This is a genomic window from Micromonospora sp. DT178 (assembly GCF_049841695.1).
GTDB lineage: Bacteria > Actinomycetota > Actinomycetes > Mycobacteriales > Micromonosporaceae > Micromonospora.
In genome coordinates this window covers 193,268-218,447 of record NZ_JBNCKV010000002.1, presented here as the reverse complement: position 1 = coordinate 218,447, position 25,180 = coordinate 193,268, and the positions used below count along the sequence as shown (strand labels likewise).

Here is a 25,180-nt window from a genome sequence, read left to right as displayed (position 1 = left end):
CCCGCCGCCCAGGAGTCCCTGGGCGGCGGGCCGTCCGCATCACCACGGGAAACGCGGGTCGGGCACCTGCGGCGGCGGGGGTACGCGCGGCGGTGGGGGCACGCTGCGGTACTTGGCCACCCGCACCTCCCACTGGCTGCGCCGCCGCATGGCGTCGCGGACCCTGCGGTCGCGGTAGAACGTCTCCGGCGGGCGCGCCAGCCCGTAGATGTCCGCCCACCACTCGCCCGGCTCCGGATCGAGAATGGTGTCCAGATGCGAGGGGTAGCGACGCCCCGCCCCGTCCCGGGTGTCCTGCCAGTCCCGCATCGGCTTCAGCACCCGACCGAACTCGTCGACGACGGCCAGCCGGAACCCGGCGACCCCGATGATGCGGCGCAGGAGCAGGATGCTCGGCACCAGCCGGCCCGCCTCGATCCGCCCGACGGTGGAATGGTTCACCCCCGCCCACCGGGCCAGCTCCCGCTGGCTGAGGCTGGCGTACCGCCGAACCGCCCGGACGATGCCCGCGGCCGGCCACGGGGTGTCGAACGGCTCGGTCAGCATCACGGGCCGCTCACGCGATCCCGCCGCCTGGTCGGTGCCGGCCGTCCGGTCGACGCTCGCCGGCCCGGCGGCACCCGACAGCCCGGCGGGAGCAGACAGCCCGGCGGGAGCGGACAACTGGTCGGAGCCAGGCAGTTGGTCGGAATCCTGGGACCGGTCACGTTCCGATTCGGCGGGAAGCTCGGTCATCCCGTCACGGTCCCGGCCACGACGCCTCTCCCGCAATCCCGCCCACTCCGCCTGTGGAAAACGCAGCCGCCTGTGGAAAACCAGCGACGGGTCCTGCCGCTACACCCGGGAACGCCCTCCAGCAAGACGGTAACGCTCCGTAACAGAAGCAACACCTCGACCAATCACTACGCTGAGTGATGACATCTTCGGCCCCGAAAGGGCCTGGATCGCCGCCGATGACGTCGACAGCGCCGTGACCTGCGAATTCAGCGCTAAGCCCTCTCGGGCCCAACCAACCCCCGCCCACCCTTTGCTCTGCATTCCCTTACGCACCAGCAACCCTGCGCGCCTGGTGCGTAAGGGAATGCAGAGCAAAGCGTCCGAAGGCGGTGGCATCCGGGACACAGGGCGAGCACTCAGCGTTACCGAGCTGACCCTGGAGTGCTTCACCGGCGGCGCCCCGTGGACGAGCGCCTGCTGTTGACGTGCGAGGCGGGCGCCTGCTGTTGACGTGCGAGGCGGGCGCCTGCTCGACGCCGGCGACCAGAGCCGACGCCCGCGTATGCCAGCGACGACGACAGCGACCAGCACCAGCCCCTCGACCTGGACGACGAGCGGGCAGGCGAGGATCCGGCGGCGCCGAGACGGGCGACGGATGAATGGGCCGCTGTCGTCCCCGGTCGGCGCCCGGCACCAGGCCACGATTGGGCCGGCTCAATCAGAGAGCCCTGACCGCTGCCCCGGACGTGTCAGAACCCGAAGGGGCCGGACCAGGCCAGGGCAGGCCACGCCAGGCCAGGGCAGGCCAGGACGCGCCAGGCCAGAGCGGGACGCGCCGCGCCGGACCAGGCCGGGTCGGACCAGGTCGGGTCAGTAGCGCTGGCGGAGGAGTCCGGCGGCCTCGACCGCCCAGTAGGTGAGGATGATCTGTGCGCCGGCCCGACGGATCGAGGTGAGCGTCTCCATCATCACCCGCTCCCGGTCGATCCAGCCGTTGGCGGCGGCCGCCTCGACCATCGCGTACTCGCCGGAGACCTGGTAGGCGGCGACCGGGACGTCCACCGCCGCGCGGACCGCCGACACCACGTCGAGGTACGGCAGCGCCGGCTTGACCATCACCATGTCGGCGCCCTCGGCGACGTCCAGCTCGACCTCGCGCAGCGACTCCCGCAGGTTGGCGGGGTCCTGCTGGTAAGCGCGGCGGTCGCCCTCCAGAGCCGACTCCACCGCGTCCCGGAAGGGGCCGAAGAAGGCCGAGGCGTACTTGACGGCGTACGCCAGCACAGCCACGTCCTGGTGGCCCGCGGCGTCGAGCGCCCGGCGTACCACGGCGACCTGGCCGTCCATCATCCCGGACGGCCCGACCACGCCGACCCCGGCGGCGGCCTGGGCGACCGCCATCTCGGCGTACGCCTCCAGCGTGGCGTCGTTGTCGACGCTCCCGTCGGGGGCGAGCAGGCCGCAGTGCCCGTGCGAGGTGAACTCGTCCAGGCAGAGGTCGCTCATCACCACCGTGGCGTCGCCCACCTCGGCCACGACGTCGCGGATCGCGACGTTGAGGATGCCGTTCGGGTCGATCCCGCCGGACCCGGTGGGGTCCCGCCGCTCCGGCACGCCGAAGAGCATGATGCCGCCGACGCCCGCCTGGACCGCCTCGGCCGCGGCCTTGCGGAGCGAGTCCCGGGAGTGCTGGAGCACCCCCGGGAGCGACGCGATCGCCCGCGGTTCCGTCAGCCCCTCCTTGACGAACATCGGCACGACCAGCTCGGCCGGGTCGACACGGGTCTCGGAGACCAGCCGCCGGATGGCCGCGTTGCGGCGCAGCCGGCGGGGCCGGATCTCGGGGTACGGCATCACGGACCTCCTGCTACGACTACCGGAACCTCAGGGCGGTCGGCCCCTGCACCTTCGAGCCACGACGCTGCTTCGCCGGCATGGCGGCGAGCTTCTCGCGCAGCTCGACCGCGTAGGCGGCGAGCGCCTCCACCAGATCGGGGACCGAGGCGTGCGGCGGCTGGACGTCGACCCGCAGGCCGAACTCCGTGGCGGTCTCCGCCGTCTTGGGCCCGATCACTGCAACGACCGTACGGGCGTGCGGCTTCCCCGCGATACCCACCAGATTGCGCACCGTCGAGCTGGACGTGAAGAGCACCGCGTCGAAGCCACCCGACTTGATCGCGTCCCGGATCTCGGCGGGCGGCGGGGCGGCCCGGACCGTCCGGTAGGCGGTCACGTCGTCGACCTCCCAGCCGCGCTCGGTGAGCCCGGCGGCGAGGGTCTCGGTGGCGATGTCGGCGCGCGGCAGCAGCACCCGACCGACCGGGTCGAGGATCTCGTCGTGCGGCGAGAACTCGGCGAGCAGCCCCTCGGAGGACTGCTCCCCGGACGGGATCAGCTCGGGCTGGATGCCGAACGCGCGGACGGCGTCGGCGGTCGCCTCACCGATGCACGCGATCTTTACGCCGCCGAAGTGCCGGGCGTCGAGGCCGTGCTCGGCGAACTTCTCCCAGACCGCGCGGACCGCGTTGACGGAGGTGAAGATCACCCAGGCGTACCGGCCGTCGACCAGGCCCTTGACCGCCCGCTCCATCTGGGCCGGGGTCCGGGGCGGCTCGACCGCGATGGTCGGCACCTCGCAGGGGATGGCCCCATACGCGCGCAGCCGCGCGCTCATCACGCCGGCCTGCTCCTTGGTGCGGGGCACGAGGACCTTCCAGCCGTACAGCGGCCGGTTCTCCCACCAGCTCAGCTTGTCCCGCTGGCCGACGCCCTCGCCGACGGTGAGGACCACCCGGCCGGTGAAGCCGAGCGCCGCCGCGACGAACGAGTCGACGGTCGAGGTGGTGGTGTACTGCGTCTCGCCGGTGCCGTCGCCGGTCACCCCGACGCCGGTGGTGCCGTCCACCCCGGCCGCGAGCAGCCCGTCGCGGATCGCGGCGAGGTCACCGGCGTCCACGGCCAGGGCCAGCGAGCCCCGCCCGACGGCCGCGGCCAGCGCGTCGAAGTCCAGCGCGCTGACGTCCTCGACGTCGGCCGCCGTCCGTACGCCCGGCAGCGGCACGCCCGCGTAGGTCGCCACCCCCTCGGCCTGGCCGACGCCGGGGACCACCTCGAAGTGCGCGGCGGTCCGCGCGACCGCCTGCACCTCCTTGACGACCGACTCGTGGCCGAACGGGTCGCCGGCGACCAGGTGCACCGCGTTCAGCCCGGAACGGGCCGCCGAGATCAGCACCTTCGCCACGTCACCCGGCGCGCCCTCCGCCGGGGTGAACTGGGCGTCCTCCCTGGCCTGGGCGCGGACGGCGTCGAGCAGCGACTCGGGGACTCCCCGGTCGTACACCACCTGGTCGGCGTCGACCAGGGCGTCGTGCGCCCGGCGGGTCAGCAGGCCCGGGTCGCCGGGACCGGCCCCGACGAAGGCGATGCGGCCTACGGGCTTACGGGTGCGGGTCATTCTGTGCTCCCAAATTGCTGGGTCCCCGGGCCGGCGTGTCCATCGTGGCCGAGGATCGAGTCGGCGCCGAGGTCGAGGAGTTCGGCGGCGAGTGCCTTGCCGATCTCCGCCGCGTCGGCGAGCGTTCCGGTGCAGGACAGCCGGAGGTCTCTCGTACCGTCCGGACTGATCACCGCCCCGCGCAGATAGATCTCCTGGACGACATCGCCCTCGGCACCCGAGCCGGTTGGCTCGCCTTCGGCGACGACGGCGTAGGCGGCGACCGGAGCGGAGCATCCGGCCTCCAGGGTGGCCAGCAGCGCCCGTTCCGCGGTGACCGCGGCGTGGGACGGTGCGTGGTCGAGCACGGCGAGCAGCTCGACCAGGTCCGTGTCGTCGGCCCGGCACTCCACCGCCAGCGCGCCCTGGGCGGGCGCGGGCAGCATCAGCATCGGGTCGAGCGTCTCGGTGATCGCGTCGGTACGCCCGATCCGGGCCAGCCCGGCTCGGGCCAGGACGACCGCGTCGAGGTCGGCCTCCGGGCCGAGCACCCGCGCGAGGCGGCTGTCGACGTTGCCGCGGATCGGGGTGACCTCCAGCTGCATCCCGAGGGCGTGCAGTTGGGCGATGCGGCGCAGCGCGCCCGTGCCCACGGTCGCGCCGGAGGGCAGCTCGGTGAGCGTCCGGCCGTCCCGGGCGACCAGCGCGTCCCGCGGGTCCTGCCGCGTCGGCACCGCCGCGATGTGCAGCCCGGCCGCCGCCGCAGTTGGCAGGTCCTTGTAGGAGTGCACCGCGAAGTCGATGGTGCCGGCGGTCAGCGCGTCGCGCAGGGCGGAGACGAATACGCCGACGCCGAGCCGGTGCACCGGCGCGGACGAGCGGTCGCCGGCGGTGACCACCTCGACCAGCTCGACGGGCCGGCCGGTGGCGGCGGTCAGGGCCTCGGCGACGTGGCCGGACTGGGCCATCGCCAGCTTGCTGCCCCGGGTACCGAGGCGCAGGGGCGTGCTCATCGCTCACCTCCGATGGGCGGGACGTCGGCGGAACCCGTCGACGGTGGAATGTCGGCGTGCCCGACGGGCGGTGGAACGTCGGCGAGGCCGACGGGCGGCGGAACGTCGGCGAGGCCGACGGGCGGCAGGACGTCGGCGAGGCCGAACGGCGGTGCGGCGTCGCCGGCCACGATGTCGGGGACGTTGTCGACCGGGGACGTCTGCGGCACCTGGAGGTCGAACAGCTCGCGCAGCAGGGCCGCGTACTGGTCGCCGCCGGGTTCGGCCGCCAGCTGGCGCACCCTCACGGTCGGCTGGTGCAGCAGCCGCTGCACGACCCGGTGCACCGTCCGGGCCACCTCGGCGCGCTGGTCGTCGGTGAGGTCCGGGCGGCGCTGGGCGAGCCGGCGCAGCTCGGCGCCGACCACGTCGTCGGCGCGGCCACGCAGGGCGGCCACCGTGGGCGCCACGTCGGCGCCGCGCAGCCAGGTGAGGAAGGCGTCGACCTCGCCGGCCACGATCCGCTCGACGGCGGCGGCGTCGGCGGCGGCGGGCCCGTCGGCGAGCAGCGTCGCCATCCGGTCGATGTCGATGACCTCGACGCCGGGCAGCTCGGCGACGCCGGCCTCCACGTCGCGCGGCACGGCCAGGTCGAGCAGGACCAGCGGCCCCCGGCCGGGGTCGCGCCGGGCGAGCGCCCGGGTCACCACGTCACGGGTGAGGACCGCTTCGGTGGCCGCGGTGGCGGCCACTACGATGTCCACTGTGGAGAGAACGGTGGTCAGCTCCGCCATCGGTGTCGCACTGGCCCCGTACGCCTCGGCCAGCCGGACGGCCCGGTCGGCGCCCCGGTTGGTGACCGTGATCGGCCCGGCGCCCAGCCGGGACAGCGTGGCGACGCCCAGCGAGCCCATCGCGCCCGCGCCGACCACCAGCGCGGGACGGCCGGCGAGGTCGCCGTCGAGGTGCCCGGCGGCCAGCTCCAGCGCGGCGGTCACCACGCTCTGGCCGGCCCGGTCGATCCCGGTCTCGGCGTGCGCCCGCTTGCCGACCCGCAGCGCCTGCTGCATCAGCTCGTGCAGCAGCCGCCCGGCGCTGTCGGCCCCGGTCGCGGAATGGTAGGCGTCGCGGAGCTGGCCGAGGATCTGCGCCTCGCCGACCACCATCGAGTCCAGCCCGGCGGCGACCCGGAAGACGTGGTCCACGGCGGCGGCGTCGAAGTGCACGTAGAGGTGGTTGGCGAGCGCGGCGGGCTGGCAGCCGGCCTGCTCGGCCAGCACCGCGCAGATGTCGCCGAGGCCGCCGTGGAAACCGGACACGGCGGCGTAGATCTCCACCCGGTTGCAGGTGGAGACGAGCACGGCCTCGGTCACGTACGGCTGGGCGACCAGGCGGTCCAGGGTGCGGGTGAGGTCCGCGGGGCCGACCGCGAGCTGCTCCAGCGTGGCGACGGGAGCGGTGCGGTAGGACGCGCCGACGACGAGCAGTTTCACGTGCCTATCGCCTCCTGCGGGTCGGTGACGGCGAGCCCCCCGGGCAGGGCGGTGAGGGCGGACCCACCGGTGGCGGGCAGCGCGGTCAGCGATGCCTTGCGGTGCTCGTGGAAGGACAGGATCTGCAGCTCGATCGCGAGGTCGACCTTGCGCACGTCGACCCCTTCCGGAACCGAGAGTACGCACGGGGCGAAGTTCAGGATGCTCGTCACGCCGACGGCCACGAGCTGGTCCGCCACCGCCTGGGCGGCGGGGGCCGGGGTGGCGATCACGCCGATGGCGATGGCCTCCTCGACGGCGACCCGGGGCAGCTCGTCGATGTGCCGGACGACCAGCCCGTTGATCTCCTCGCCGACCCGTGCGGGGTCGGCGTCGAAGAGTGCGGCGATCCGGAAGCCGCGGCTGGCGAAGCCGTCGTAGCCGGCGAGGGCGTGACCGAGATTACCCACGCCGACCAGGGCGACGGCCCGCCGCTGGGTGAGCCCGAGCACGTACTCGATCTGGTCGACCAGCAGCGCCACGTCGTAGCCGACGCCACGGGTTCCGTACGAGCCGAGGTGTGAGAGGTCCTTGCGGAGCTTCGCGGAGTTCACGCCGGCGGCGCCGGCCAGCCCTTCGCTGGACACGGTCTCGTGGCCGGTTTCGGCGAGGTTGTGCAGGGCACGGAGGTATTCCGGGAGCCGCGCGACGGTCGCCTCCGGCAGATCCGGGAGCGCCGGTACGGCACCGGCGCGGCCGGGCGCGCCAGGGTGACGGTGCTGACTCATGAGACTCCGTGCGGTGCGATCCTCGGCCAACTCACGCGGCTGGCCGTTTCGGGATCCCCGCTGGCGACCGAGATTGCCGGCTGTGCTAGCAGGGCGCGTCGGAACTACAGAGTAGGCGCTTGTGAAGGCGTGCACAAATCGCGATCTTGAAAGCTCGCGACGCGGCTTCACCAGCCCCTCCATTCCGCAAGATCGATCCGGCGGCCGCCGCCGGCCGCCGCCCGGCCTCCGGGCGACGCCGATGGCGCCGGCGCGCCGATTATTGCTCAATTAAGACTTCTCTGACCAATCACGCGGCCCACGGCTCGCCCACGATCCGGTCACGGTAGGGCCAGCCCTACGCCGGAGAGGCGGGCCGACGGGATGGGTCGGCCACCCCGCGCTGCCTAGCCTCTTGACATGACCGCCGTACCCGTCGCCGCCGATCAGCCCGTGCCGGCGCCGACCATCTCCCGACAGCTCCTGCTGGACTCCGGCTACGTGCTGCTGGGCCTACCGCTGGCCCTGGCCAGCTTCGTCGTCCTGCTGGTCGGCCTGGCTGCCGGGCTGGGACTGGTCGTGACGGTGATCGGCCTGCCGATCCTCAGCGGCACCCTCTACGCCGCCCGGGGCCTCGCCGACATCGAGCGCCTCCGCCTCCCCACCGTGCTCCACCAGGCCCGGATCCGCCCCCAGTACCGGCTCCCCGAGCCCGGCGCGAGCGCCTGGCGGCGGATCTTCGTGCCGATGGGAGACGCGCAGTCCTGGCTCGACCTGGCGCACGGCATCCTCAAGCTGATCGTGGCCATCGTCACCTTCGTGGTCACGCTGGTCTGGTGGGCCGGCGCCATCGCCGGCACCCTCTACTGGGCGTACGACTGGACGCTGCCGCACGGCGACCCGGAGGACGTCGGCCTCCCCCAGCTCCTCGGCCTCGGCGATTCGACCGTCGCCCGGATCGGGCTGCACACCGCGATCGGGCTGTTCTTCCTGATCACCCTGCCGATCGTGGCCCGGGGCTGCGCACTGCTCCAGGCCGGCTTCGGCCGGGCCCTGCTCACCGGCGTGGCCGAGATGCGCAACCGGATCACCGTGCTGGAGGAGCAGAAGCGGGCCGCCGTCTCCGCCGAGGCGAGCGCGCTGCGCCGGCTGGAGCGGGACATCCACGACGGCCCGCAGCAGCGCCTGGTCCGGCTCGCGATGGACCTCAGCCGGGCCCGCCAGCAGCTCGCCACCGACCCGCAGGCCGCCGGGCGCACCCTGGACGAGGCGGTCACCCAGACCCGGGAGACGCTCGCCGAGCTGCGCGCCCTGTCCCGGGGCATCGCGCCGCCGATCCTGGTCGACCGGGGACTGCCCAGCGCCCTGGCGGCACTGGCCGGGCGCGGCCTGATCCCGATCGAGCTGCGGGTGGACCCGGAACTGGCCAGCCCGGCCGGCCGGCTCGACCCGGCGGTGGAGAGCACCGCCTACTTCGTGGTCTCCGAGGCGCTGACCAACGTCGCCAAGCACAGTCGGGCGACCGAGTGCCAGGTCGCCGTGACCCGGCACGACGGGCGGCTGGAGGTCGACGTCGAGGACGACGGGCAGGGCGGCGCCCACCTGGCCAAGGGGCACGGGCTGGTCGGCATCGCCGACCGGGTCCGCGCCGCCGGCGGCCGGCTCTCCGTGGTCAGCCCGGCCGGCGGGCCCACCAAGATCCGCGCGGAACTCCCGCTGTGAGCCGCACGTGGTAGACAACAGGACATGCGGATCGTGATCGCGGACGACGCGGTGCTGCTCCGGGAGGGGCTGGTACGGCTGCTCACCGAGCGCGGGCACGAGGTGGTGGCCGCCGTGGCCGACGGCGACGCGCTGGTGGTGGCGGTGGTGACCCACCGGCCCGACGTGTCGATCGTCGACGTCCGGATGCCGCCGTCGCACACCGACGAGGGGCTCCGCGCGGCGGTGGAGGCCCGCCGGCTGGTGCCCCGCACCCCGATCCTGGTCCTCTCCCAGTACGTCGAGGTGTCGTACGCCGACGACCTGCTCGCCACCACCGGCGGCGGCGGGGGCGGCATCGGCTACCTGCTCAAGGACCGGGTGGCCGCGATCGACGAGTTCCTCGACGCGCTGGACCGGGTGGCCGCCGGCGGGACGGTGCTCGACCCCGAGGTGGTCGGCCAGCTCTTCGCCCGGCGCCGGCGCGACGACCCGCTGCGCGAGCTGACCCCGCGCGAACGGGAGGTGCTCGCGCTGATGGCCGAGGGCCGCTCCAACACGGCGATCGCCCGGACCCTGGTGGTCACCGACGGCGCCGTCGAGAAGCACGTCCGGAACATCTTCACCAAGCTCCAGCTCCCGCCCGACACGGAGCAGCACCGGCGGGTCCTGGCCGTGCTGGCCTACCTGCGCAACTGACCGGACGCCCGGCGCGACGCCGCGCGGCCGACGCCGGTGCCCCCGGCCCGCCGCGGACCCGAGGCCACCTGCCGGCCCCGCCGACCCGCACCGTGCCGTCCGCCCCGGCCGGTCAGGGCAGCGTGGCCGCCAGGCTCACCGCCTCGCTGAGGGTGTCGGCGACCGGGTGGCCGGAGGCGCGCAGCCGTGCCGCGTCGGTGAACCCCCCGGTGTAGAGGACGGCGCGGCCGCCCACCGACGCGGCGGCGTCGGCGTCGTCGACGGAGTCCCCGATCAGCACCACGTCCCGGCCGTCCACGCCCAGCTCCGTCAGGTGCCGCCGGAGGGACTCGGCCTTGCGGTCCCCGCCGACGCTCGCCCGTAGCCCGTCCACCCGGACGAAGTGCCCGGTGAGTCCGTACGTGTGCACGGTCGGCACCAGCTCCTCGTGGAACCACATGGACAGCAGCGACTGGCTGCCCGGCCAGGCCGCCATCGCGTCGGTGGCGTCGTGCGCCAGCGCACAGGTCGTCAGCCCGGTGCGGTACGCGTCGTGGAAGATCCGGTCCAGCCGGCCGAACGCCTCGTCGTCGACCGCCCGGCCGAGCACCTCCGCGTAGTAGTCGGCGATCGGCCGGCGGAACCGCACCCGGTGCTCGTCGGCGGTCACGGCGGGCCCGCCGACGCTGGCGAAGGCGGCGTTGGTGCAGTCGACCACCAGGCTCAGGTCGTTGAGCAGGGTGCCGTTCCAGTCCCACACCAGGTGGTTGCGCGCAGGCGTCATCGGAGCACCCTAACGCCTGGTGTCACAGCTGCGGCGTGGTCAGGTCCCGCAGCAGCCGCTCCTCCTCCACCCGCCAGTAGCCGTGCTCCTTGCCGTCGAGCAGCACCACGGGCAGCCGGTCGCCGTACTCGCGTTCCAGCTCGATGTCGTCGGTGACGTCCTTCTCGGTCCACCGGTCCCCGGTGACCGCCACCACCCGGTCCAGCGCCAGTTTCGCCTCGTCGCAGAGGTGGCAGCCGGGGCGGGTGATCAGGGTGAGTCGGGGCTCACGCATCGGTCTCCTCCGTCGTGCTGGTGCCGGCCACGGCCGGCTGGCGGGTCTCCGGCGACGCCGCCGGGGACGGCGCCGGGGCCGTCGGGGACGACGCCGTCCGGAGCAGGGTCTTGCGTACCTTGCCGATGACCGAGTGCGGCAACTCGTCGACGAACTCGACGGCGGTCGGGCACTTGAACCGGGCCAGGCTGCGGGCGCAGTGGGCGAGCAACTCCTCACCGGTCACCGGACGCCCCGGCGCCGGCACCACGTACGCCCGGACAGTCTCGCCGGTCCGCGGGTGCGGCACACCCAGTACCGCCGACTCGGCCACCCCCGGGTGCGCGGAGAGCACCAGCTCGACCTCGTGCGGGTACACGTTGAACCCGTTGACCAGGATCAGCTCGCCGATCCGGTCCACCAGGAAGAGGTCGCCGTCGGAGTCGGCGTACGCCACGTCGCCGGTGGCCCACCAGCCGTCGGCGTCCGGGCCGCCCCGGCCGTCCGGCCAGTAGCCGGAGAAGACGTTCGCCCCACGCACCACGACCTGGCCCGGATCGGTGCCCGGCGTGCCGTCGGAGAGGTCCAGCTCGTCGGCGTCGTCGTCCGGCTCGGCCACGCCGTCGCGCCACAGGTCGGCCTCGTCCGTCCCGACCAGACGCAGCTCGACGCCGGGCAGCGGCCGGCCGATCGAGCCGGCCTTCGGCTCCCCGCCGACCAGGGTGGAGGTCAGCACCGGGGCGGTCTCGGTCAGGCCGTACCCGACGTGCACCGGGCGACCGGCGACCTCGGCGAAGCGCGCCGCGACGGCCGGCTCCAGCGGCGCCGCGCCGCAGACCGCGACCCGGACCGACGTCATCGCCGCGGCGAGGGCGGCGGCGTCCGCCGTGGACCAGGCGGCCACCATCGACGGTACGCCGACCAGCACGGTGACCCGGTGCCGGGCGATCACGGCCAGCCCCGCGTCGGCGCCGAGGTCGTCGACGAGCACCCCGGTCGCGCCATGGTGGACGACCGCGCCCAGCCCCGCGTTCAGCCCGTACGCGTGGAACAGCGGCAGCGCCAGCAGCACGGTGTCGTCCGGGCCGACGACGGGCGGTTCGATGCGGCCGACCTGCTCGTGGTTGGCCGCCAGCGCCCGGTGCGTCAGCATCGCGCCCTTCGGCCGCCCCTCGGTGCCGGACGTGTAGAGCAGCAGCGCCAGGTCGTCGCCACCCCGGTCGGGGAACGGGTGACCGGCGTCGGCCACCGGCGGCGCGGTGTGCACGGCGACGAGCGCGGGCAGCTCCCCGGCGGCCTCGGCGACCAGGTCGCGCACCCGCTCGGTGCAGATCAGCACCGAGGCACCGGAGTCGGCCAGCACGTGCCGCAGCTCGGGGGCGGTGAGGCCGGGGTTGACCGGCACCGCGACCAGCCCGGCGCGCAGCGCGGCCAGGCAGCTCACCACGAAGTCCGGCGAGTTGCCGAGCGCCACGGCGACCCTGGGCGGGTGCGGGTCGGCGGCCCCCGGCGGCGGGCCGGGCCCGGCGGGTCTCGCCGCGGTCAGGGCCGCCAGGGCGCGGGCGGTGGCCGTCACCGAGGCGTCCAGTTCGGACCAGGTCGTGGTCCGCTCGCGCCAGTGCAGCGCGGGTCGGTCGCCGTGGGCGGCGGCCGCCCGGTGGAGCCGCTCGACGAGGGTCGAGGCGGAGCTGTCGGTTGCGTCCTGCACGGTGGCTGAGTCTGGCACAGGGCGGGGCCTGCGGGCCATGCCCGCCGGAGGCCGACGGGACACCCCGGCCGGCGGGAACGGCGGCCCGGAGAAGTCCCGTCGACAGGACGACGGGTGGGCGCGGGCGGGACAGGACCGGTCCCGTCCACAGGACACTCCGGGAGGCGCCGGGCCCGCCGGACGGTCCTGGGTCGACACCCGCGCCGCCGGCCCGCCCGACCCCGCAACGCGTGCGCTGACCTGGAATTTCTTTCGCGACCACGCGGCAATCCGAAAGTCAACCGCACACGACGGACAACCGGTCCGCCAGTTGTGCGACGCAGCGGGAAATACTTCCGCCCTGTGTAACGGACTTGCCACGCGTGGGTGACGTTGGCCCTATCATCACTCGGGTCGGCTCACCCCATTTGCCGTGAGTCGACACCCCTCAGCCCGAGGAGGCCCCCGTGCCTGTGAGCGCATTGGACCAGCACCTCAAGGGGATCTGCCGCCCGTCGGCACACCCCGAGCCAGCCCTGCCCGGCCGTACCGGCCGGGCCACGACGGCGACGCGCCGACCGGCGTGGTCGGCCGGCGGGACGGAGGCGGCGCGGTGACCACCTTCGGATACGCGGAACGGCCTGCCGGCCTGTCCAACCCGGCGATCCGCGGGCCGCTCAACGAACGGCCCGCCGCCCGGAATCCGCTGGACGACACGGGCAGCCTCGCCGTCCGGGGGGAGGGCACGTCGAGCCGGACCCGCAGCCGGCCGCACCAGAACGAACCACCGCCGCGCTCCGCGACACCGGGCGGCAACGCCAAGCCGGCCGGCGGACGGGTCGCCGTGCCTGCCCGGCCCACCATGCCGGCGCAGGGCCGCCGCACCACGGAGCCGGCCAAGGCACCCGACGAGTCGGGCGCGGAGACGGCGGTCATCCCGGCGGTGCCGGCCGCCGCCGCGCCGGTCAACACCTCGACGGGCTTCCCCAGCCGTCCGGACCCGTCCGACCCCGCCACCGAGGTCTGGGGGCTGGTCGAGCGGGCCCAGGCCGGCGAGTCCGAGGCGTTCGGGCTGATCTACGACCGGTACGTCGACACCGTGTTCCGGTTCGTCTACTTCCGGGTGGGCAACCGGCAACTCGCCGAGGACCTCACCTCCGACACCTTCCTGCGCGCCCTCAAGCGGATCGGCAGCTTCACCTGGCAGGGGCGCGACCTGGGCGCCTGGCTGGTCACCATCGCCCGGAACCTGGTGGCGGACCACTTCAAGTCCGGCCGCTACCGGCTGGAGGTCACCACCGGGGACGTGCTGGACGCCGACCGCGAGGACCGGGGCCCGGAGGGCAGCCCGGAGGCGGCGGTCGTCGAGCACATCACCAACGTGGCCCTGCTCAGCGCCGTCAAGCAGCTCAACCCGGAGCAGCAGGAGTGCATCGTGCTCCGCTTCCTGCAGGGCTTCTCCGTGGCCGAGACGGCCCGCACGATGGGCAAGAACGAGGGCGCGATCAAGGCGCTCCAGTACCGCGCGGTACGCGCGCTGGCCCGGCTGCTGCCGGACGGCTTCCAACCGTAGTCCCGGCCGGGAAGAACGCCGTGCATCGATCGATGTACGCGCAGCTCCGTGGCGTCGCGACCCCGTGACAGCGATCACTTTGCGTGATTTCGCCTCCGCCGGCCCCGTAACCCATGTCCGGTGCGGACCGTTTCTCCGGGTGCGACCGGTGGTAGCCCGGCATCCCCCGGGCCCCCGAGGCCCGGCAGCGCGGCCGGCCACGACCTTCGTCCGTGGTGTCACGCCGTCACCGGTCGCTGTCGAAGACAGCGGCCGACCGGCCGCGACCAGCGAGAGGAGGTGCCCGCGGTGGACAGCAACCTCTTCTCCCGTCGGCGCGCGGAGCGCTTCGCGCAGCTTCTCGACGAGGCCAACGGGGGCCGGCGACACCACGTCCGTTCCCGGGCCGACGACCAGTTGGCCGCGCTCGTCGCGGTGGGTCAGCGGCTGCCCGCCGCCCCGCCCGCCGTGGAGGTGGACCCGGAGTTCCGGACCGGACTGCGGGCCATGCTGCTGGCCACGGCCGAGCGCGAGGGCATCGGTGCCCCGGCCGCCGTCACCGCCGAGCCGTCGTCCCGGCGCTCCGCCGCCGACGCCGGCCGCAACCGGCTGCTGCCGGCGGTGACCGCCCGCCGGGCCCGTGCCCGGGGCGCCATCCTGGTCGGCGTCGCGGCCGGTGCCGTCGCCCTCTCGGGGATCTCGGCCGCCAGCGAGAACGCCGTACCCGGTGACGCGCTGTACGGCATGAAGCGCTCCACCGAACGCGCCCAGCTCGCGCTGGCCAGCTCGGACGTCAGCCGGGGCCAACTGTTCCTGGACTTCGCCCGTATCCGGCTCGCCGAGGCGGCCGCGCTGCGCGGGGACGAGGACGGCTTCAGCGCGGTGCTGGACGACATGGACGCCGACACCCGCCAGGGCGTACGCCTGCTGACCACCGCCGCGACGCAGCGCTCGGACCCGGCGGCCCTGGACGCGGTCAACTCCTTCCTCACCGGCCAGCGCCGGGCGGTCGGCGGGCTCCTCGACGACGCCAGCCGGGCCGAGCGCGACCGGACCCGCCGCTCGCTCGCCCTGCTCGACGCGGCCCGCAAGCGCTCCGACGCGCTGCGGGCGGCGATCGCCTGCGGCCGGTCCGCGCCCGTCGGCAGCGACGCCCTCGGCCCGGCCCCGGCCAGCTGCCCCGGCGACCGCTGACCCGGCGTCGGCCGAACCGGCCGAGACGTCCGCGCCACACTTCTCCCCATGGGCGGCCGTCCGCCACGCGCACCCGGCTACCCTCGCGGAAGCACACGTCGCGCCGGTCCAGCGGAGGGAGGTCGCGTGGCCCGCAGCCGCAAGGTGACCGTCAGCACCGACGCCCACGGTCACACCGCCGGCTGGGCGGAGACCGACTTCGCGCCCCTCGCTCCCCCGGCACCCGATCCGACCGCGGCGGCCTTCTTCGACGTCGACAACACGATGATGCGGGGCGCGTCGATCTACTGGTTCGCCCGGGGCCTCGCCGCGCGCGACTACTTCACCACCAAGGACCTGGCCCGGTTCGCCTGGCAGCAGCTGCGGTTCCGGCTGCTCGCCACCGAGCACGCAGGCGACATGTCGCAGGCCAAGGAGGCCGCCCTCGCCTTCGTCGAGGGCTGGCGGGTGGACGACGTGGAGCGCCTCGCGGAGGAGATCTTCGACGAGCTGATGGCGCCCCGGATCTGGACCGGCACCCGCCAGCTCGCCCAGCGTCACCTGGACGCCGGCGAGCGGGTCTGGCTGGTCAGCGCCGCGCCGGTGGAGATCGGCCGGGTGATCGCCGCGCGGCTGGGCCTGACCGGCGCGGTCGGCACGGTCGCCGAGATCGTCGACGGCGCGTACACCGGCCGGCTGGTCGGCGACCTGATGCACGGCCCGGCCAAGGCGGAGGCGGTCACCCAGCTCGCCGCGGTCGAAGGGCTGGACCTGCGCCGCTGCACCGCCTACAGCGACTCGTGCAACGACCTGCCGATGCTCTCGATGGTCGGCCGGGGCGTGGCGGTGAACCCGGACGCGGCCCTGTTCAAGGAGGCCCGGCAGCGCGGCTGGGACGTCCGCGACTTCCGCACCGGCCGCCGCGCCGTCAAGATCGCCGTGCCGTCCACCGCGGCGGCCGGCCTGATCGCCGGGGTGGTCGGCGCCGGGCTGGCGCTGCACCGTCGCCGCCGCGACGGCTGAGCAGGCGTGTCCGGGCTGGCCCGGTGCGGAGGCCTCGACCGCCTCAGTACGGGTAGCGGGCCGGGGTCGGAACGCCGCGCTGGCGCCGCAGCTCGACCGCCCGCTTCTCCTTGTGGATGATGGCCACGGCGTACCAGGTGAACGCAGCGGACACCAGCGCCAGCGGAATGGCTCCCCAGAAGGGCCGGCCTTGCGCCCACGAGATGGGCAACGTCAGCGCCAGGACCACGGTGAACGCGGTGAACACGACGGCGAGGACTCGCAGCCCGCCCACGGTACGCACCATGACGCCTGATCCGCCCCCGACGAAGCCGACCTCCTCCGGCCGGTACAGGGTCAGTTCCCCATCGACGGTGCGCATCAGACGCCACGCCTCCCCACGCTCCCGAAGACGTTGGTACTCGGCTCGGGCGGCCTCGTCGCGAGCCGCCCGTCCGGCGTCGTCTGCGGTCACCGTCCCAGTCCTTCCGCCAACGGTGGCGCCTCTCGGTCAGCCCACCTCGTCCAGCACGCCCGCAAGCTGAGCGAGTATGCGAACCAACTGTGTCACGGGCTGCTCAGGGGCCGAACGGGTCCGGGCGCCGCTCCAGCAACTGGTGCAGGGTCTGCTGGATGGTCTCCCGCACCTGGTCCGCGAGGTTGAACACGACCAGCGGGTCGTCGGCGGAGTCGATCAGGTGCGCGGTGGGGATCGGCGGGCAGAACTCGATCAGCCACTTGCTCGGTAGCGGCACCATGCCGAGCGGCCCCAGCAGGGGGAAGGTCGGCGTGACCGGGAAGTAGGGCAGCTTGAGCAGCCGCGCCAGGGGCTTGATGTCGGCGAGCATCGGATAGGTCTCCTCGCCGCCGACGATGGCGACCGGCACGATCGGGGTGCCGGTGCGCAGCGCCGCCGAGACGAACCCGCCACGGCCGAAGCGTTGCAGCTTGTAGCGCTCGGAGTAGAGCTTGCCGATGCCCTTGAAGCCCTCGGGGAAGACGCCGACCAGCTCGCCGTTGCCGAGCAGCCGCTCGGCGTCCGGGTTGCAGGCGACCGTCCCGCCGGTCTTGCGGGCCAGCTCGGAGACCACCGGCATCCGGAAGACCAGGTCGGCGCCGAGCAGCCGCAGGTAGCGGCGGGCCGGGTGCTGGTCGTGCAGCGCGGCCGAGAGGATCAGCGCGTCCAGCGCCACGGTGCCGGAGTGGTTGCCCACCACCAGGCCGGCGCCCTCGGCGGGCACGTGCTCCAGGCCGGTGACCTCGGTGCGGAACCAGTCCCGGTAGAGCATCCGCAGCAGCGGGTGGAAGACCGCCTCGGTGATCTCGGGATCGAAGCCGAACTCGTCGACCTCGTAGTCGCCGGAGAGCCGACGACGCAGGAACGCCAGGCCCCTGGCGACCTTGCGGTCCCAGTGGTCGCCGGGCCGGTCCGGCACCGCCGGCCCGTTCGGTCCCGTGCCGCCCGGCGCCCCGCCCGCCACGGTGGCCGGCTCGTCGGTGGCCCCGGCGTCGGGCTCGTCGACGGTGGCCGGCGCGTCGCCTGCGACCGCCTCGTCGGTGGCGGACGTGTCGGGCTCGTCGGGCGGGCCGGGGTGGTGTCCGTTCGCCCGCGCGGGCTCCGCGTCCGGCGCGGCCACGGTCAGCGGTACGTCGTAGCGGCCGTCGCGCCGCTCCTCCGGCCCGTTCACGAGCCCTCCCGCACGGCCGCCCGGACCTGCCGGATCCCGTCCAGCACGAGCTGCTCCGCGACGGCCAACTGGTCCCGGTTCACCACGACCCCGCCGTAGTGGGCGCGGATGAAGTCGTCGAAGGCAGCGGCGGTGGAGCGGGGCGTGAAGCCGTACTCCCGCTCCAGCCGGCTGGTGTCGACGACCCGGCCGTGCACGAAGAGGTCGACCTGGTCCAGGCCGTAGCGGCCGAAGCCGAGATTGCGGGCGATCGCGGCGGCGCTGGAGAGGCCGGGCTCCAGCACCGGCACGGCCACCCGGCCGGCCCGGCGGATCGCCTGCGACAGGGAGAGCACGCCCGGCCCGGCCACGTTGTACGTCCCCGGGTGGTCCTCGACGATCGACCGGTGCAGCACCTCCAGCGCGTCGTCGAAGTGCAGGAACTGCAACCGGGGGTCCCGCCCGAACACGGTGGGCACCACCGGCCGGGAGAAGTAGCGGGTGAGGGTGGTGTCGGCGGTCGAGCCGATGAACGGCGCGAAGCGCAGCACGGTCGCGGTGACGTCGGGCCGGCGGCGGCGGAAGCCTCGGACGTACCCCTCGATGTCGAGGATGTCGCGGCCGAACCCACCGCGTGGCACCTCACGCGGCTCGGTCTCCTCGGTGAAGACGGCCGGGTCGCGGAACGACGCCCCGTAGGCGGCAGTCGAGGAGCGGACCACGAGCTTGCGCAGGCGGGGGGCGCGCTGACAGGCGGCGAGGAGCTGCATCGTGCCGATGACGTTTTGGTCCTTCATCGCCGAGCGGCCGCCGTGCTGCGGGTCCGGCGCGGTCACCAGCGCGAGGTGGACCACCGCGTCGACGTCGAGGTCGGCGAGGAGGCCGCCAAGCGAGCCGGCGTCGATGCGGACGCGCTCGACCCGGTCGAGCAGGTCGGAGAACTCGGCGCCGGGCTCGGGCTGGTCCACGCCGATGACCCGCTCGATGCGGGGGTCGGCCGCGAGCCGGGCGGCCACGTGTGCGCCGAGGTAGCGGCTGACCCCGGTGACGACGACGACCCCCGGGGCACCTGGGGTGCCACCGGGGGTCATGTCGCGCACCTTCCCCGGCAGGAGGGATCGAACCGGGAAATCCGCGGCGTGATCACCTGAGCCTCCGGGGGTCGACAGTTGGCAAGTGACGACGGGAGCCGGGTCGGGACCCGGCCCCGGTCACTTGCCGAGACGGCGACGCTGGACGCGGGTCTTGCGCAGCAGCTTGCGGTGCTTCTTCTTAGCCATGCGCTTGCGGCGCTTCTTGACCACCGAGCCCATACGAAAGCCTTTCGATGCAACGTGCGGGGCGACCGGATGACGCCACGGTGTGGCGTCGGCGACCGCTTGCGGACAACGGACCGGGCCAGCGGGGTAAGCGGCAGGGCGCACCTGCGGTCACGGTCGGGGTCCAGGGTAGCCGGAGAGCGTCAGCAGGACCAACGCGCCCCCGTCGATGCCCGTTACGTCGTGCTCGGACGACGGCCCGCAGGAGCGTCAGGCGGTTTCCTGAAAGGCTCCCCGCAGGTATTCGTGCACCGCGTGTTCGGGCACCCGGAACGACCGGCCGACCCGGACCGCGGTGAGCTCACCGCTGTGCACCAGGCGGTAGACCGTCATCTTCGACACCCGCATCACCGTCGCCACCTCGGCGACGGTGAGGAACTTGACCTCCGACAGCCGTCCGTCGGACTGCGACCCGGCCATGGCTCACCGACCAATCCCATGCCCGGCGCGTGCCACCGGACGGGTTCGTCCCGCCCGGACCGGCGACGCGCGTGTTACCAGTACGGTAGCGGGACGGCTGTGACCGGCGCGATCCCTTCGTACAACTGATCATGATTCTCGCCGGTGTCCACCCGACCGGTCGGTTCGTTGTCGAACCTGTTGCGCCCGGCGTCCGATCGGTCCTCATCCGGAACACGCCGCCCGGTCCGGGGCGGTCGAGAACGCTGCCCGACGCCCCTGGACGCCGCGACGGTCGGAGCCGGGCCGCCGCGCGGAAGGCGCCCGGTGGCTCCGGCGGCGCCACCGGAGCCACCGGGCGGGTGCCCCGGGCCGCTTCCGGACGCGGACCGGGGCTCCGCGCTGGGAGCGGACACCAGTGTGTCAGGTCGCCCGACGCGGCCCGACAGCGGTCGATCATGAATGCCGGGGCCGCCCGGACCGGCGCCGGCGGGGCCCCACCGTGCCGCCCGGGGGCATCAGCCGACCACGGCCCGGACGTACCCGACGCACTCGTCGTGCAGGGCGGACCACGGTTCGCCGAGGACCCGCTCGGCCGCCTTGTCCACCGGCGTGCGCTCGTGCACCACGGCCGCGAAGAAGGCGAGCAGCCGCTCCGGGCCGAACCGGTCGACCAGGTGCCGGACCGCCAGGTAGGAGACCCCGTAGCTGCCGCTGACCCGGTCGGCCGGGGCGTCGTCGGCCGGGCTGAGGCTGTCGAGCCGGCCGTCCCAGCCGCCGCCGAGCAGGCGCCGCACCTCGTCCAGTCCGGCGTACCGGTCGATCGGCTCGCCGTCGGCGCCCGCGTACTCGGCCAGCCCCTCCACCAGCCACCAGGTGCCCTTGCCCGGGTAGCCCCGCTCGGGCAGGGAGGCGGCGTGGGTCAGCTCGTGCCGGAGCAGGTCGTCCACCCCGCCGGCGACGAGCCCGTCGGCGTTGAGCACCACCTCGTGGTGGCCGCCGCCGACCGTGACCGCGTACCCGCCGGTCCACTTCGGCCGGCCACCGCCGTACCAGCGCTGCCACTCGCCCCGGCCCGCGTAGAAGATCCGGTACCGGTCCGGCGTGCGGCCGTCCACGGCGTACGTGTCGGCGACCCGGGCGGCGGCCTCCGCCTGGGCCAGCAGGCCGGGCAGTTCCTTGCGCAGGGCGGGAGTGGTGGCCACGAGCGTGCGCCGACCGACGGCCACGGCCAGCTCGCTGACCTCCCAGGGCCGGGTGCCGGTCTCGGCGGACCGGGACGGCTCCACGGCGAGCAGCCGGGGCCGCTCCCCCTCCCGCCAACGGGTGCCGGTCAGCACGCGGCTGGTGCGGCAGTCCGGCGTGACGAAGCAGTAGCGGAACTCGACCAGCAACCGCCACTCGCCGGGCCGGCCCTCCACCGGGGTGGGCGGGCCGTTGGCGCCGGCCTGCCAGGCGGTCACCCGCAGCGCGCGCAGCGCGGCGTACCGGCGGCGCAGGTCCGGATGCGCGACCGGCTCCGCGACCGCCAGGAACCCGGCGCGGTCGCCGCCGAGCAGGGCGGCGGACTGCCGGGCCAGTTCCGCCGTCATGCGCTCGCCGAGCCGGCGGGCGGCCGCGGTGGCGGGATCGTCGGCCGGCGCGGCGGACGACCCCGGGGCCGGCGGGTCACCGGCACGCACCAGGCCGGCCACCAGCGCCGCGGGCAGGCCGCAGGCCAGCAGCAGCACGACCGCCGCCAGCGCCACCCCGAGCGGCCGGAGCCGCCGCGACGGCCGCTCGGGGCCCACCACCGCCGGACCGGGCCCCCCGGGCCCGGTCCCGGCCGCCGCGACACCCGGTGCGCCGGGAGCCGCCGGCCCGCCGGCAGCAGCAGCCGGCGCGGCCGGCGCACTCACAACGGCCGGCACGGGCGACGCGCTCACAACGGGCGGCGCGGGCGGCGCGGCGGGCTCGGCTCTCTCGGCGGGCTCGACCTCATCGGCTGGCTCGGCCTCGACAGCCGGCTCAGCCTCGACAGTGGGCTCCGCCCGGTCAACGGGATCGGCCTCGACAGTGGGTTCGGCGCCATCAGCGGGCTCGGCCTCATCATCAACCGGCTCGGCCTCGGCAGTGCGCCCTGCCTCATCAGCCGGCTCGGCCTCGACAGTGGGCTCCGCACGGTCAGCGGGCTCGGCGCCGTCAGCGGGCTCGGCCCGGTCAGGCGGCTCGGCCTTTGCTGTCGCGGTGGCCGGCGTGCCGTCCGTCACCGGTCGGCCGTCCGTGCCGGGCTGCCCGTCAGTCACCCGCCGAAGGGTACGACCATCGGGCCGCCCCGGCGAGCCACGCCGCCCGGCAGCCCCCGGGTGTTCAGGCGGGGCGGCCCGTCAGGCGGAGCAGGGTGACGGTGACCGCCCACGCCACGACCAGCGCGACCCCGGCCAGCGACAGCCCGCGCAGGGCGAGCATCCCGCCGCCCGCCACGAACCAGGCGGCCTGGAACGCGTGCTTGCCCGCCGCCGGCAGCGGCACGCGGGCCTTCGGCGAGCCGAGGACTCCCCAGAGCGCGGCGAGCAGCAGCGGCACGGCGACGGCGGCGCCCACCCGGACGGGCGTCGCCGCGTCCAGGGTCCAGCCCCACCAGCCGCCGACGGCCAGCACGGCCAGTTCCAGCAGGAAGAGCAGCAGCAGTCCCAGGGCCTTCACCGGCCTTACCGCCGGGGCCAGGACCGGAACGCGACGTCCAGCGCGGCGACCAGGTTGTCGAAGGAGGCGTCGACGGCGCGGGGCAGGCCGAACCCGCCGGCCGCCTCCAGCGAGACGAACCCGTGCAGGGTGCTGCGCAGCATCCGGGTCGCGTCGAGGGCGGCGTCGCCGTCGAGCCCGTAGCCCCGCAGGGTGGCCCGGATCGCCCCGACGGCCCGTTCCCCGGCGGCGACGTGCTCCGGGTCGGCCGGGTCGGGCACCCGCTGGCTGGCCGGGTAGCGGCCGGGGTGCCGGTGGGCGTACGCCCGGTAGGCGGCGGCGACCGCCCGCAGCGCCTCCCCGCCGGCCCGGCCCGCGACGGCGGCGGTCAGCTCGTCGGCGAGTTCGGCGGTGGCCAGCGCGGAGAGCTTCTGGGCGAGCGCGTCGGCCCCCCGGACGTGCTTGTAGAGGCTGGGCAGCGCGACGCCGAGCCGGCCGGCCAGCGCGGCGAGGGTGAGCTGGTCGGCGCCGACCTCGTCGGCGAGCCGGGCCGCCTCGCGCACCACGCTGCCCTGGGTCAGCCCGGCCCTAGGCACCGGTGACCGCCAGGAACTCGGTGAGCTGGGCGGCGGTGCGGGCCGGCTGGTCGGCGTGGGGGTAGTGGCCGGAGTCGTCGATCATCCGCGCCTCGGCGGTGGCGAAGAGCCGGCGGGCCGCCCGCGCCCCGGCGCCCGGGTCGCGGAAGTCCGGGTCCTTCGTGCCCATCAGCACCAGCACCGGCTGCCGGACCTCGCGGGCGCGGGCGGTCCAGTGCGGCTCGGCCGGCGCGAGCACGCCGCGCATCGCCGCCATCCGGCCGGGCTCGCGCAGGTTGGCGACCATCGCCCTGCGGTACGCCGCGTCGTCGGCCGGCCGGTCACACGGGAAGAGCGTGCGGTGGAACAGCCCGAAGATCCGGGGGCTGCGCAGCACGGCGGTCTGGACCACCCGCGTGACCGGGTTGAGCTTCGGCTCCTCGACGAACGGGGCGCCCTGGACGATGCCGTCGACCAGGGCGGGGGCGTCGGCGGCGGCGAAGACCACGGCCGCCGCGCTGGACGAGCTGCCGACCAGGGTGGCCGGCCCGCCGCCCAGGTCGCGGACCACCGCGAGCAGGTCGGCGCCGACCTCCGCCGGGGTGTACGACGGCCAGCCGGCGCTCGACGCGCCGTGCCCCCGGACGTCCACCGACGCCACCCGGTGCCCGGCCGCGACGAGCAGCGGGACCAGGTGGCGGAAGGAGCCCCGGTTCTCCCCCACACCGTGCGAAAGGACGACGAGCGGCCCCCGCCCGTGCGCCTCGTAGGCGATCCGTCCGCCGTCCCGCTCGACGTAGCTAATTGTCATATCCAAAAAGCTAAGGCAATTAGCCAACGGCGTCAAGGGCTTGACCTCACGCCGGCTTCAGGTCGCACGATCCGCTCATGCCGCTCACCCACGCCACCGCCCCGCACCTGCGCATCGCCCGACCGAGCCGCGACCTGGCGGCCGCCGAGCGCTTCTGGGTCGGCGGGCTCGGCCTCGACGTGCTCTGGCGCTCCGCCGCCGAGGCGCCGGGCGAGCACGACCTGCTCATGGTCGGCCGGCCGGGCGACCAGTGGCACCTGGAACTCGTCGGCGGGGATCAGCTCGCCGTCGCGCCGACGCCGACCCCCGCGGACCTGCTGGTGCTCTACCTCGACGGCCCCGTCGACGACGAGCTGGTCCGGGAACTGGAACGGGCCGGCGGGACGAGGGTCTCCGCCGGCCCGTACTGGGACCGCTGGGGGGTGGCGGTGGCCGATCCGGACGGCTACCGCCTGGTGCTGAGCACCCGGGGCTGGTCGAACGACTGACTCACTTCTTCGACATCACGGCCCGGCCGAAGAACATGAGGTTGGCCGGACGCTCGGCGAGCCGGCGCATCAGGTAGCCGTACCAGTCCTCGCCGTAGGGCAGGTAGACCCGCACGGTGTAGCCCTCGCCGGCCAGCCGGGCCTGCTCCTCCGGGCGGATGCCGTACAGCATCTGGAACTCGAACCGCTCGGGGCCGCGGTCGAACCAGCGGGCCCGGTCCTCCCCGATGGCGATCAGGCGGGGGTCGTGGGTGGCCAGCATCGGGTAGCCGTCACCGGACATGAGGATGTTCATGCAGCGCACGTAGGACTTGTCCACCTCACGCGCGGACTGGTAGGCCACCGACTCCGGCTCCTTGTACGCGCCCTTGCACAGCCGCACCCGGGAGCCGGCCGTGGCCAGCTCGCGGCAGTCCGACTCGGTGCGCCGCAGGTAAGCCTGGAGCACGGCGCCGGTCGACGGGTGGTCCTTGCGCAGCTTGGCGAGGATGTCCAGCGTCGAGTCGGTGGTGGTGTGGTCCTCCATGTCCAGGGTGACCGTGGTGCCCGCCTCCTCGGCGGCGGCGCAGATCGCCCGCGCGTTGTCGTAGGCGAGCTGCTCGTCGAACATCTGGCCGAGCGCCGACAGCTTGACGCTCACCTCGGCGGCCGGGGTGAGCCCCGCGCCGGAGAGCAGCTTCAGCAGCCCGACGTACTCGTCGCGGGTGGCGGTGGCCTGCTCGGGGGTGACGGTGTCCTCGCCGAGGTTGTCGAGGGTGACCGCGAGACCGTCGTCGACGAGTTCGCGGGTCGCGCGCAACGCGTCGTCGGTCTTGGCGCCGGCGACGAACCGGCGGACGAGGTCCCGGGTGAACGGGGCCGTCGCGACGAGCCGCTCGACCTGGGGTGACCGGGAGGCGGCGAGGATGACGGTACGGAGCATGGACCGAGCGTAACGCCCGCCGGTGGCCCCGCGCGGGGCAGCGGGGGCAGCCTCGGTCGCCAGGTTCCAACACCGTCACAGGCACCGTCCGGGGGCGGACGGCGGTGGACCCCATCGGTTACAA

At 74.6% G+C, this 25,180-nt stretch carries 24 protein-coding genes and 1 pseudogene; 6 read left to right on the top strand and 19 right to left on the bottom strand.

All coding sequences use genetic code 11. The features are described 5' to 3' along the window. Positions 1-39: 39 nt before the first annotated feature. The 6 genes and pseudogenes from ACLQ22_RS04810 to ACLQ22_RS04785 all read right to left on the bottom strand — a co-directional run bounded on the left by ACLQ22_RS04810 (position 40) and on the right by ACLQ22_RS04785 (position 7,402). Entirely contained in the window at positions 40-735 is a 696-nt protein-coding gene (locus ACLQ22_RS04810; protein ID WP_425691234.1) for a helix-turn-helix domain-containing protein, read from the bottom strand. 852 nt (positions 736-1,587) lie between these two features. Next, a complete protein-coding gene (gene hemB / locus ACLQ22_RS04805; protein ID WP_121399974.1) occupies positions 1,588-2,571 on the bottom strand; it encodes a porphobilinogen synthase in 984 nt (327 codons plus the stop codon). Positions 2,572-2,590: 19 nt separating this feature from the next. Beyond that, complete coding sequence (locus ACLQ22_RS04800; RefSeq protein WP_121399975.1) at positions 2,591-4,171, bottom strand: uroporphyrinogen-III synthase; 1,581 nt, start codon at positions 4,169-4,171, stop codon at positions 2,591-2,593. Continuing rightward, positions 4,168-5,163 carry a hydroxymethylbilane synthase gene (gene hemC / locus ACLQ22_RS04795; protein ID WP_425691233.1) on the bottom strand — a complete coding sequence of 332 codons (996 nt, stop codon included), beginning with the start codon at positions 5,161-5,163 and terminating at the stop codon, positions 4,168-4,170. Before hemC ends, ACLQ22_RS04800 begins: the two co-directional genes overlap by 4 nt. Positions 5,164-5,276: 113 nt before the next feature. Further along, a pseudogene (locus ACLQ22_RS04790) lies at positions 5,277-6,635 on the bottom strand (glutamyl-tRNA reductase); the annotation flags it as partial. After that, positions 6,632-7,402 carry a redox-sensing transcriptional repressor Rex gene (locus ACLQ22_RS04785; protein ID WP_425691232.1) on the bottom strand — a complete coding sequence of 257 codons (771 nt, stop codon included), beginning with the start codon at positions 7,400-7,402 and terminating at the stop codon, positions 6,632-6,634. The gene ACLQ22_RS04785 and the pseudogene ACLQ22_RS04790, both read right to left, overlap by 4 nt. Positions 7,403-7,801: 399 nt before the next feature. Between ACLQ22_RS04785 and ACLQ22_RS04780 the strand changes: the two genes are divergently transcribed. Beyond that, positions 7,802-9,103 carry a sensor histidine kinase gene (locus ACLQ22_RS04780; protein ID WP_425691231.1) on the top strand — a complete coding sequence of 434 codons (1,302 nt, stop codon included), beginning with the start codon at positions 7,802-7,804 and terminating at the stop codon, positions 9,101-9,103. Positions 9,104-9,127: 24 nt separating this feature from the next. Beyond that, positions 9,128-9,781, top strand: coding sequence for a LuxR C-terminal-related transcriptional regulator (locus ACLQ22_RS04775; RefSeq protein WP_425691230.1), 654 nt, complete (start codon positions 9,128-9,130; stop codon positions 9,779-9,781). 112 nt (positions 9,782-9,893) lie between these two features. Here the strand turns inward: ACLQ22_RS04775 and ACLQ22_RS04770 are convergent, their stop codons facing one another. Genes ACLQ22_RS04770 through ACLQ22_RS04760 form a run of 3 tightly spaced genes read right to left on the bottom strand, consistent with a single transcriptional unit; the run spans position 9,894 to position 12,544 of the window. Next, complete coding sequence (locus ACLQ22_RS04770; protein ID WP_425691229.1) at positions 9,894-10,544, bottom strand: HAD family hydrolase; 651 nt, start codon at positions 10,542-10,544, stop codon at positions 9,894-9,896. 22 nt (positions 10,545-10,566) lie between these two features. Beyond that, positions 10,567-10,818, bottom strand: a complete 252-nt coding sequence (locus tag ACLQ22_RS04765) for a glutaredoxin family protein (protein WP_121399981.1) — start codon at positions 10,816-10,818, stop codon at positions 10,567-10,569. Further along, positions 10,811-12,544, bottom strand: coding sequence for an AMP-binding protein (locus ACLQ22_RS04760; RefSeq protein ID WP_425691228.1), 1,734 nt, complete (start codon positions 12,542-12,544; stop codon positions 10,811-10,813). Before ACLQ22_RS04760 ends, ACLQ22_RS04765 begins: the two co-directional genes overlap by 8 nt. Before the next feature lie 553 nt (positions 12,545-13,097). On the opposite strand from ACLQ22_RS04760, the gene ACLQ22_RS04755 reads away from it, so the two are divergent. From ACLQ22_RS04755 to ACLQ22_RS04745, 3 genes are all read left to right on the top strand, one after another. Beyond that, on the top strand, positions 13,098-14,057 hold the full coding sequence (locus ACLQ22_RS04755; protein ID WP_425691227.1) for an ECF subfamily RNA polymerase sigma factor, BldN family: 960 nt from the start codon (positions 13,098-13,100) through the stop codon (positions 14,055-14,057). Between the two features lie 288 nt (positions 14,058-14,345). Continuing rightward, positions 14,346-15,230 carry a DUF5667 domain-containing protein gene (locus ACLQ22_RS04750; RefSeq protein WP_425691226.1) on the top strand — a complete coding sequence of 295 codons (885 nt, stop codon included), beginning with the start codon at positions 14,346-14,348 and terminating at the stop codon, positions 15,228-15,230. Positions 15,231-15,278: 48 nt separating this feature from the next. Further along, entirely contained in the window at positions 15,279-16,232 is a 954-nt protein-coding gene (locus tag ACLQ22_RS04745; protein ID WP_425691225.1) for an HAD family hydrolase, read from the top strand. Positions 16,233-16,275: 43 nt separating this feature from the next. On the opposite strand, the gene ACLQ22_RS04740 is transcribed toward ACLQ22_RS04745, so the two are convergent. The 9 genes from ACLQ22_RS04740 to ACLQ22_RS04700 form a co-directional block, all read right to left on the bottom strand. Beyond that, positions 16,276-16,593 carry a hypothetical protein gene (locus ACLQ22_RS04740; RefSeq protein ID WP_425691224.1) on the bottom strand — a complete coding sequence of 106 codons (318 nt, stop codon included), beginning with the start codon at positions 16,591-16,593 and terminating at the stop codon, positions 16,276-16,278. Positions 16,594-16,789: 196 nt separating this feature from the next. Further along, on the bottom strand, positions 16,790-17,692 hold the full coding sequence (locus ACLQ22_RS04735) for a lysophospholipid acyltransferase family protein (RefSeq protein ID WP_425691471.1): 903 nt from the start codon (positions 17,690-17,692) through the stop codon (positions 16,790-16,792). A 203-nt stretch (positions 17,693-17,895) separates the two neighbouring features. Beyond that, positions 17,896-18,969, bottom strand: a complete 1,074-nt coding sequence (locus ACLQ22_RS04730; protein WP_425691223.1) for an NAD-dependent epimerase/dehydratase family protein — start codon at positions 18,967-18,969, stop codon at positions 17,896-17,898. A 120-nt stretch (positions 18,970-19,089) separates the two neighbouring features. Further along, positions 19,090-19,191: a 30S ribosomal protein bS22 gene (locus ACLQ22_RS04725; RefSeq protein ID WP_007465623.1), complete on the bottom strand. Its 102-nt coding sequence runs from the start codon at positions 19,189-19,191 to the stop codon at positions 19,090-19,092. Between the two features lie 216 nt (positions 19,192-19,407). After that, positions 19,408-19,617 (bottom strand): helix-turn-helix domain-containing protein, encoded by a 210-nt coding sequence (locus ACLQ22_RS04720; protein ID WP_007465625.1) that lies wholly within the window; start codon positions 19,615-19,617, stop codon positions 19,408-19,410. 497 nt (positions 19,618-20,114) lie between these two features. Next, on the bottom strand, positions 20,115-21,389 hold the full coding sequence (locus tag ACLQ22_RS04715; RefSeq protein ID WP_425691222.1) for a hypothetical protein: 1,275 nt from the start codon (positions 21,387-21,389) through the stop codon (positions 20,115-20,117). A gap of 556 nt (positions 21,390-21,945) precedes the next feature. Further along, positions 21,946-22,281, bottom strand: coding sequence for a YrdB family protein (locus ACLQ22_RS04710; protein WP_425691221.1), 336 nt, complete (start codon positions 22,279-22,281; stop codon positions 21,946-21,948). A gap of 5 nt (positions 22,282-22,286) precedes the next feature. Next, on the bottom strand, positions 22,287-22,856 hold the full coding sequence (locus tag ACLQ22_RS04705) for a TetR/AcrR family transcriptional regulator (RefSeq protein WP_425691220.1): 570 nt from the start codon (positions 22,854-22,856) through the stop codon (positions 22,287-22,289). Further along, positions 22,849-23,646, bottom strand: a complete 798-nt coding sequence (locus tag ACLQ22_RS04700) for an alpha/beta fold hydrolase (protein ID WP_425691219.1) — start codon at positions 23,644-23,646, stop codon at positions 22,849-22,851. Before ACLQ22_RS04700 ends, ACLQ22_RS04705 begins: the two co-directional genes overlap by 8 nt. A 77-nt stretch (positions 23,647-23,723) precedes the next feature. Between ACLQ22_RS04700 and ACLQ22_RS04695 the strand changes: the two genes are divergently transcribed. Beyond that, on the top strand, positions 23,724-24,134 hold the full coding sequence (locus tag ACLQ22_RS04695) for a VOC family protein (RefSeq protein ID WP_425691218.1): 411 nt from the start codon (positions 23,724-23,726) through the stop codon (positions 24,132-24,134). 1 nt (position 24,135) lies between these two features. Here the strand turns inward: ACLQ22_RS04695 and ACLQ22_RS04690 are convergent, their stop codons facing one another. Continuing rightward, the gene (locus ACLQ22_RS04690; RefSeq protein WP_121399992.1) at positions 24,136-25,056 is read right to left on the bottom strand and encodes a proline dehydrogenase family protein; all 921 of its coding nucleotides are present in this window, start codon (positions 25,054-25,056) and stop codon (positions 24,136-24,138) included. Positions 25,057-25,180: the final 124 nt, after the last annotated feature.

Coding starts and splice junctions, on each gene's coding strand:
- ACLQ22_RS04810 (WP_425691234.1), bottom strand. CDS start 735: ATGACCGAGCTTCCCGCCGAATCGGAACGTGACCGGTCCCAGGATTCC.
- hemB (WP_121399974.1), bottom strand. CDS start 2,571: ATGCCGTACCCCGAGATCCGGCCCCGCCGGCTGCGCCGCAACGCGGCC.
- ACLQ22_RS04800 (WP_121399975.1), bottom strand. CDS start 4,171: ATGACCCGCACCCGTAAGCCCGTAGGCCGCATCGCCTTCGTCGGGGCC.
- hemC (WP_425691233.1), bottom strand. CDS start 5,163: ATGAGCACGCCCCTGCGCCTCGGTACCCGGGGCAGCAAGCTGGCGATG.
- ACLQ22_RS04785 (WP_425691232.1), bottom strand. CDS start 7,402: ATGAGTCAGCACCGTCACCCTGGCGCGCCCGGCCGCGCCGGTGCCGTA.
- ACLQ22_RS04780 (WP_425691231.1), top strand. CDS start 7,802: ATGACCGCCGTACCCGTCGCCGCCGATCAGCCCGTGCCGGCGCCGACC.
- ACLQ22_RS04775 (WP_425691230.1), top strand. CDS start 9,128: ATGCGGATCGTGATCGCGGACGACGCGGTGCTGCTCCGGGAGGGGCTG.
- ACLQ22_RS04770 (WP_425691229.1), bottom strand. CDS start 10,544: ATGACGCCTGCGCGCAACCACCTGGTGTGGGACTGGAACGGCACCCTG.
- ACLQ22_RS04765 (WP_121399981.1), bottom strand. CDS start 10,818: ATGCGTGAGCCCCGACTCACCCTGATCACCCGCCCCGGCTGCCACCTC.
- ACLQ22_RS04760 (WP_425691228.1), bottom strand. CDS start 12,544: ATGGCCCGCAGGCCCCGCCCTGTGCCAGACTCAGCCACCGTGCAGGAC.
- ACLQ22_RS04745 (WP_425691225.1), top strand. CDS start 15,279: ATGGGCGGCCGTCCGCCACGCGCACCCGGCTACCCTCGCGGAAGCACA.
- ACLQ22_RS04740 (WP_425691224.1), bottom strand. CDS start 16,593: ATGCGCACCGTCGATGGGGAACTGACCCTGTACCGGCCGGAGGAGGTC.
- ACLQ22_RS04730 (WP_425691223.1), bottom strand. CDS start 18,969: ATGACCCCCGGTGGCACCCCAGGTGCCCCGGGGGTCGTCGTCGTCACC.
- ACLQ22_RS04725 (WP_007465623.1), bottom strand. CDS start 19,191: ATGGGCTCGGTGGTCAAGAAGCGCCGCAAGCGCATGGCTAAGAAGAAG.
- ACLQ22_RS04720 (WP_007465625.1), bottom strand. CDS start 19,617: ATGGCCGGGTCGCAGTCCGACGGACGGCTGTCGGAGGTCAAGTTCCTC.
- ACLQ22_RS04700 (WP_425691219.1), bottom strand. CDS start 23,646: ATGACAATTAGCTACGTCGAGCGGGACGGCGGACGGATCGCCTACGAG.
- ACLQ22_RS04695 (WP_425691218.1), top strand. CDS start 23,724: ATGCCGCTCACCCACGCCACCGCCCCGCACCTGCGCATCGCCCGACCG.
- ACLQ22_RS04690 (WP_121399992.1), bottom strand. CDS start 25,056: ATGCTCCGTACCGTCATCCTCGCCGCCTCCCGGTCACCCCAGGTCGAG.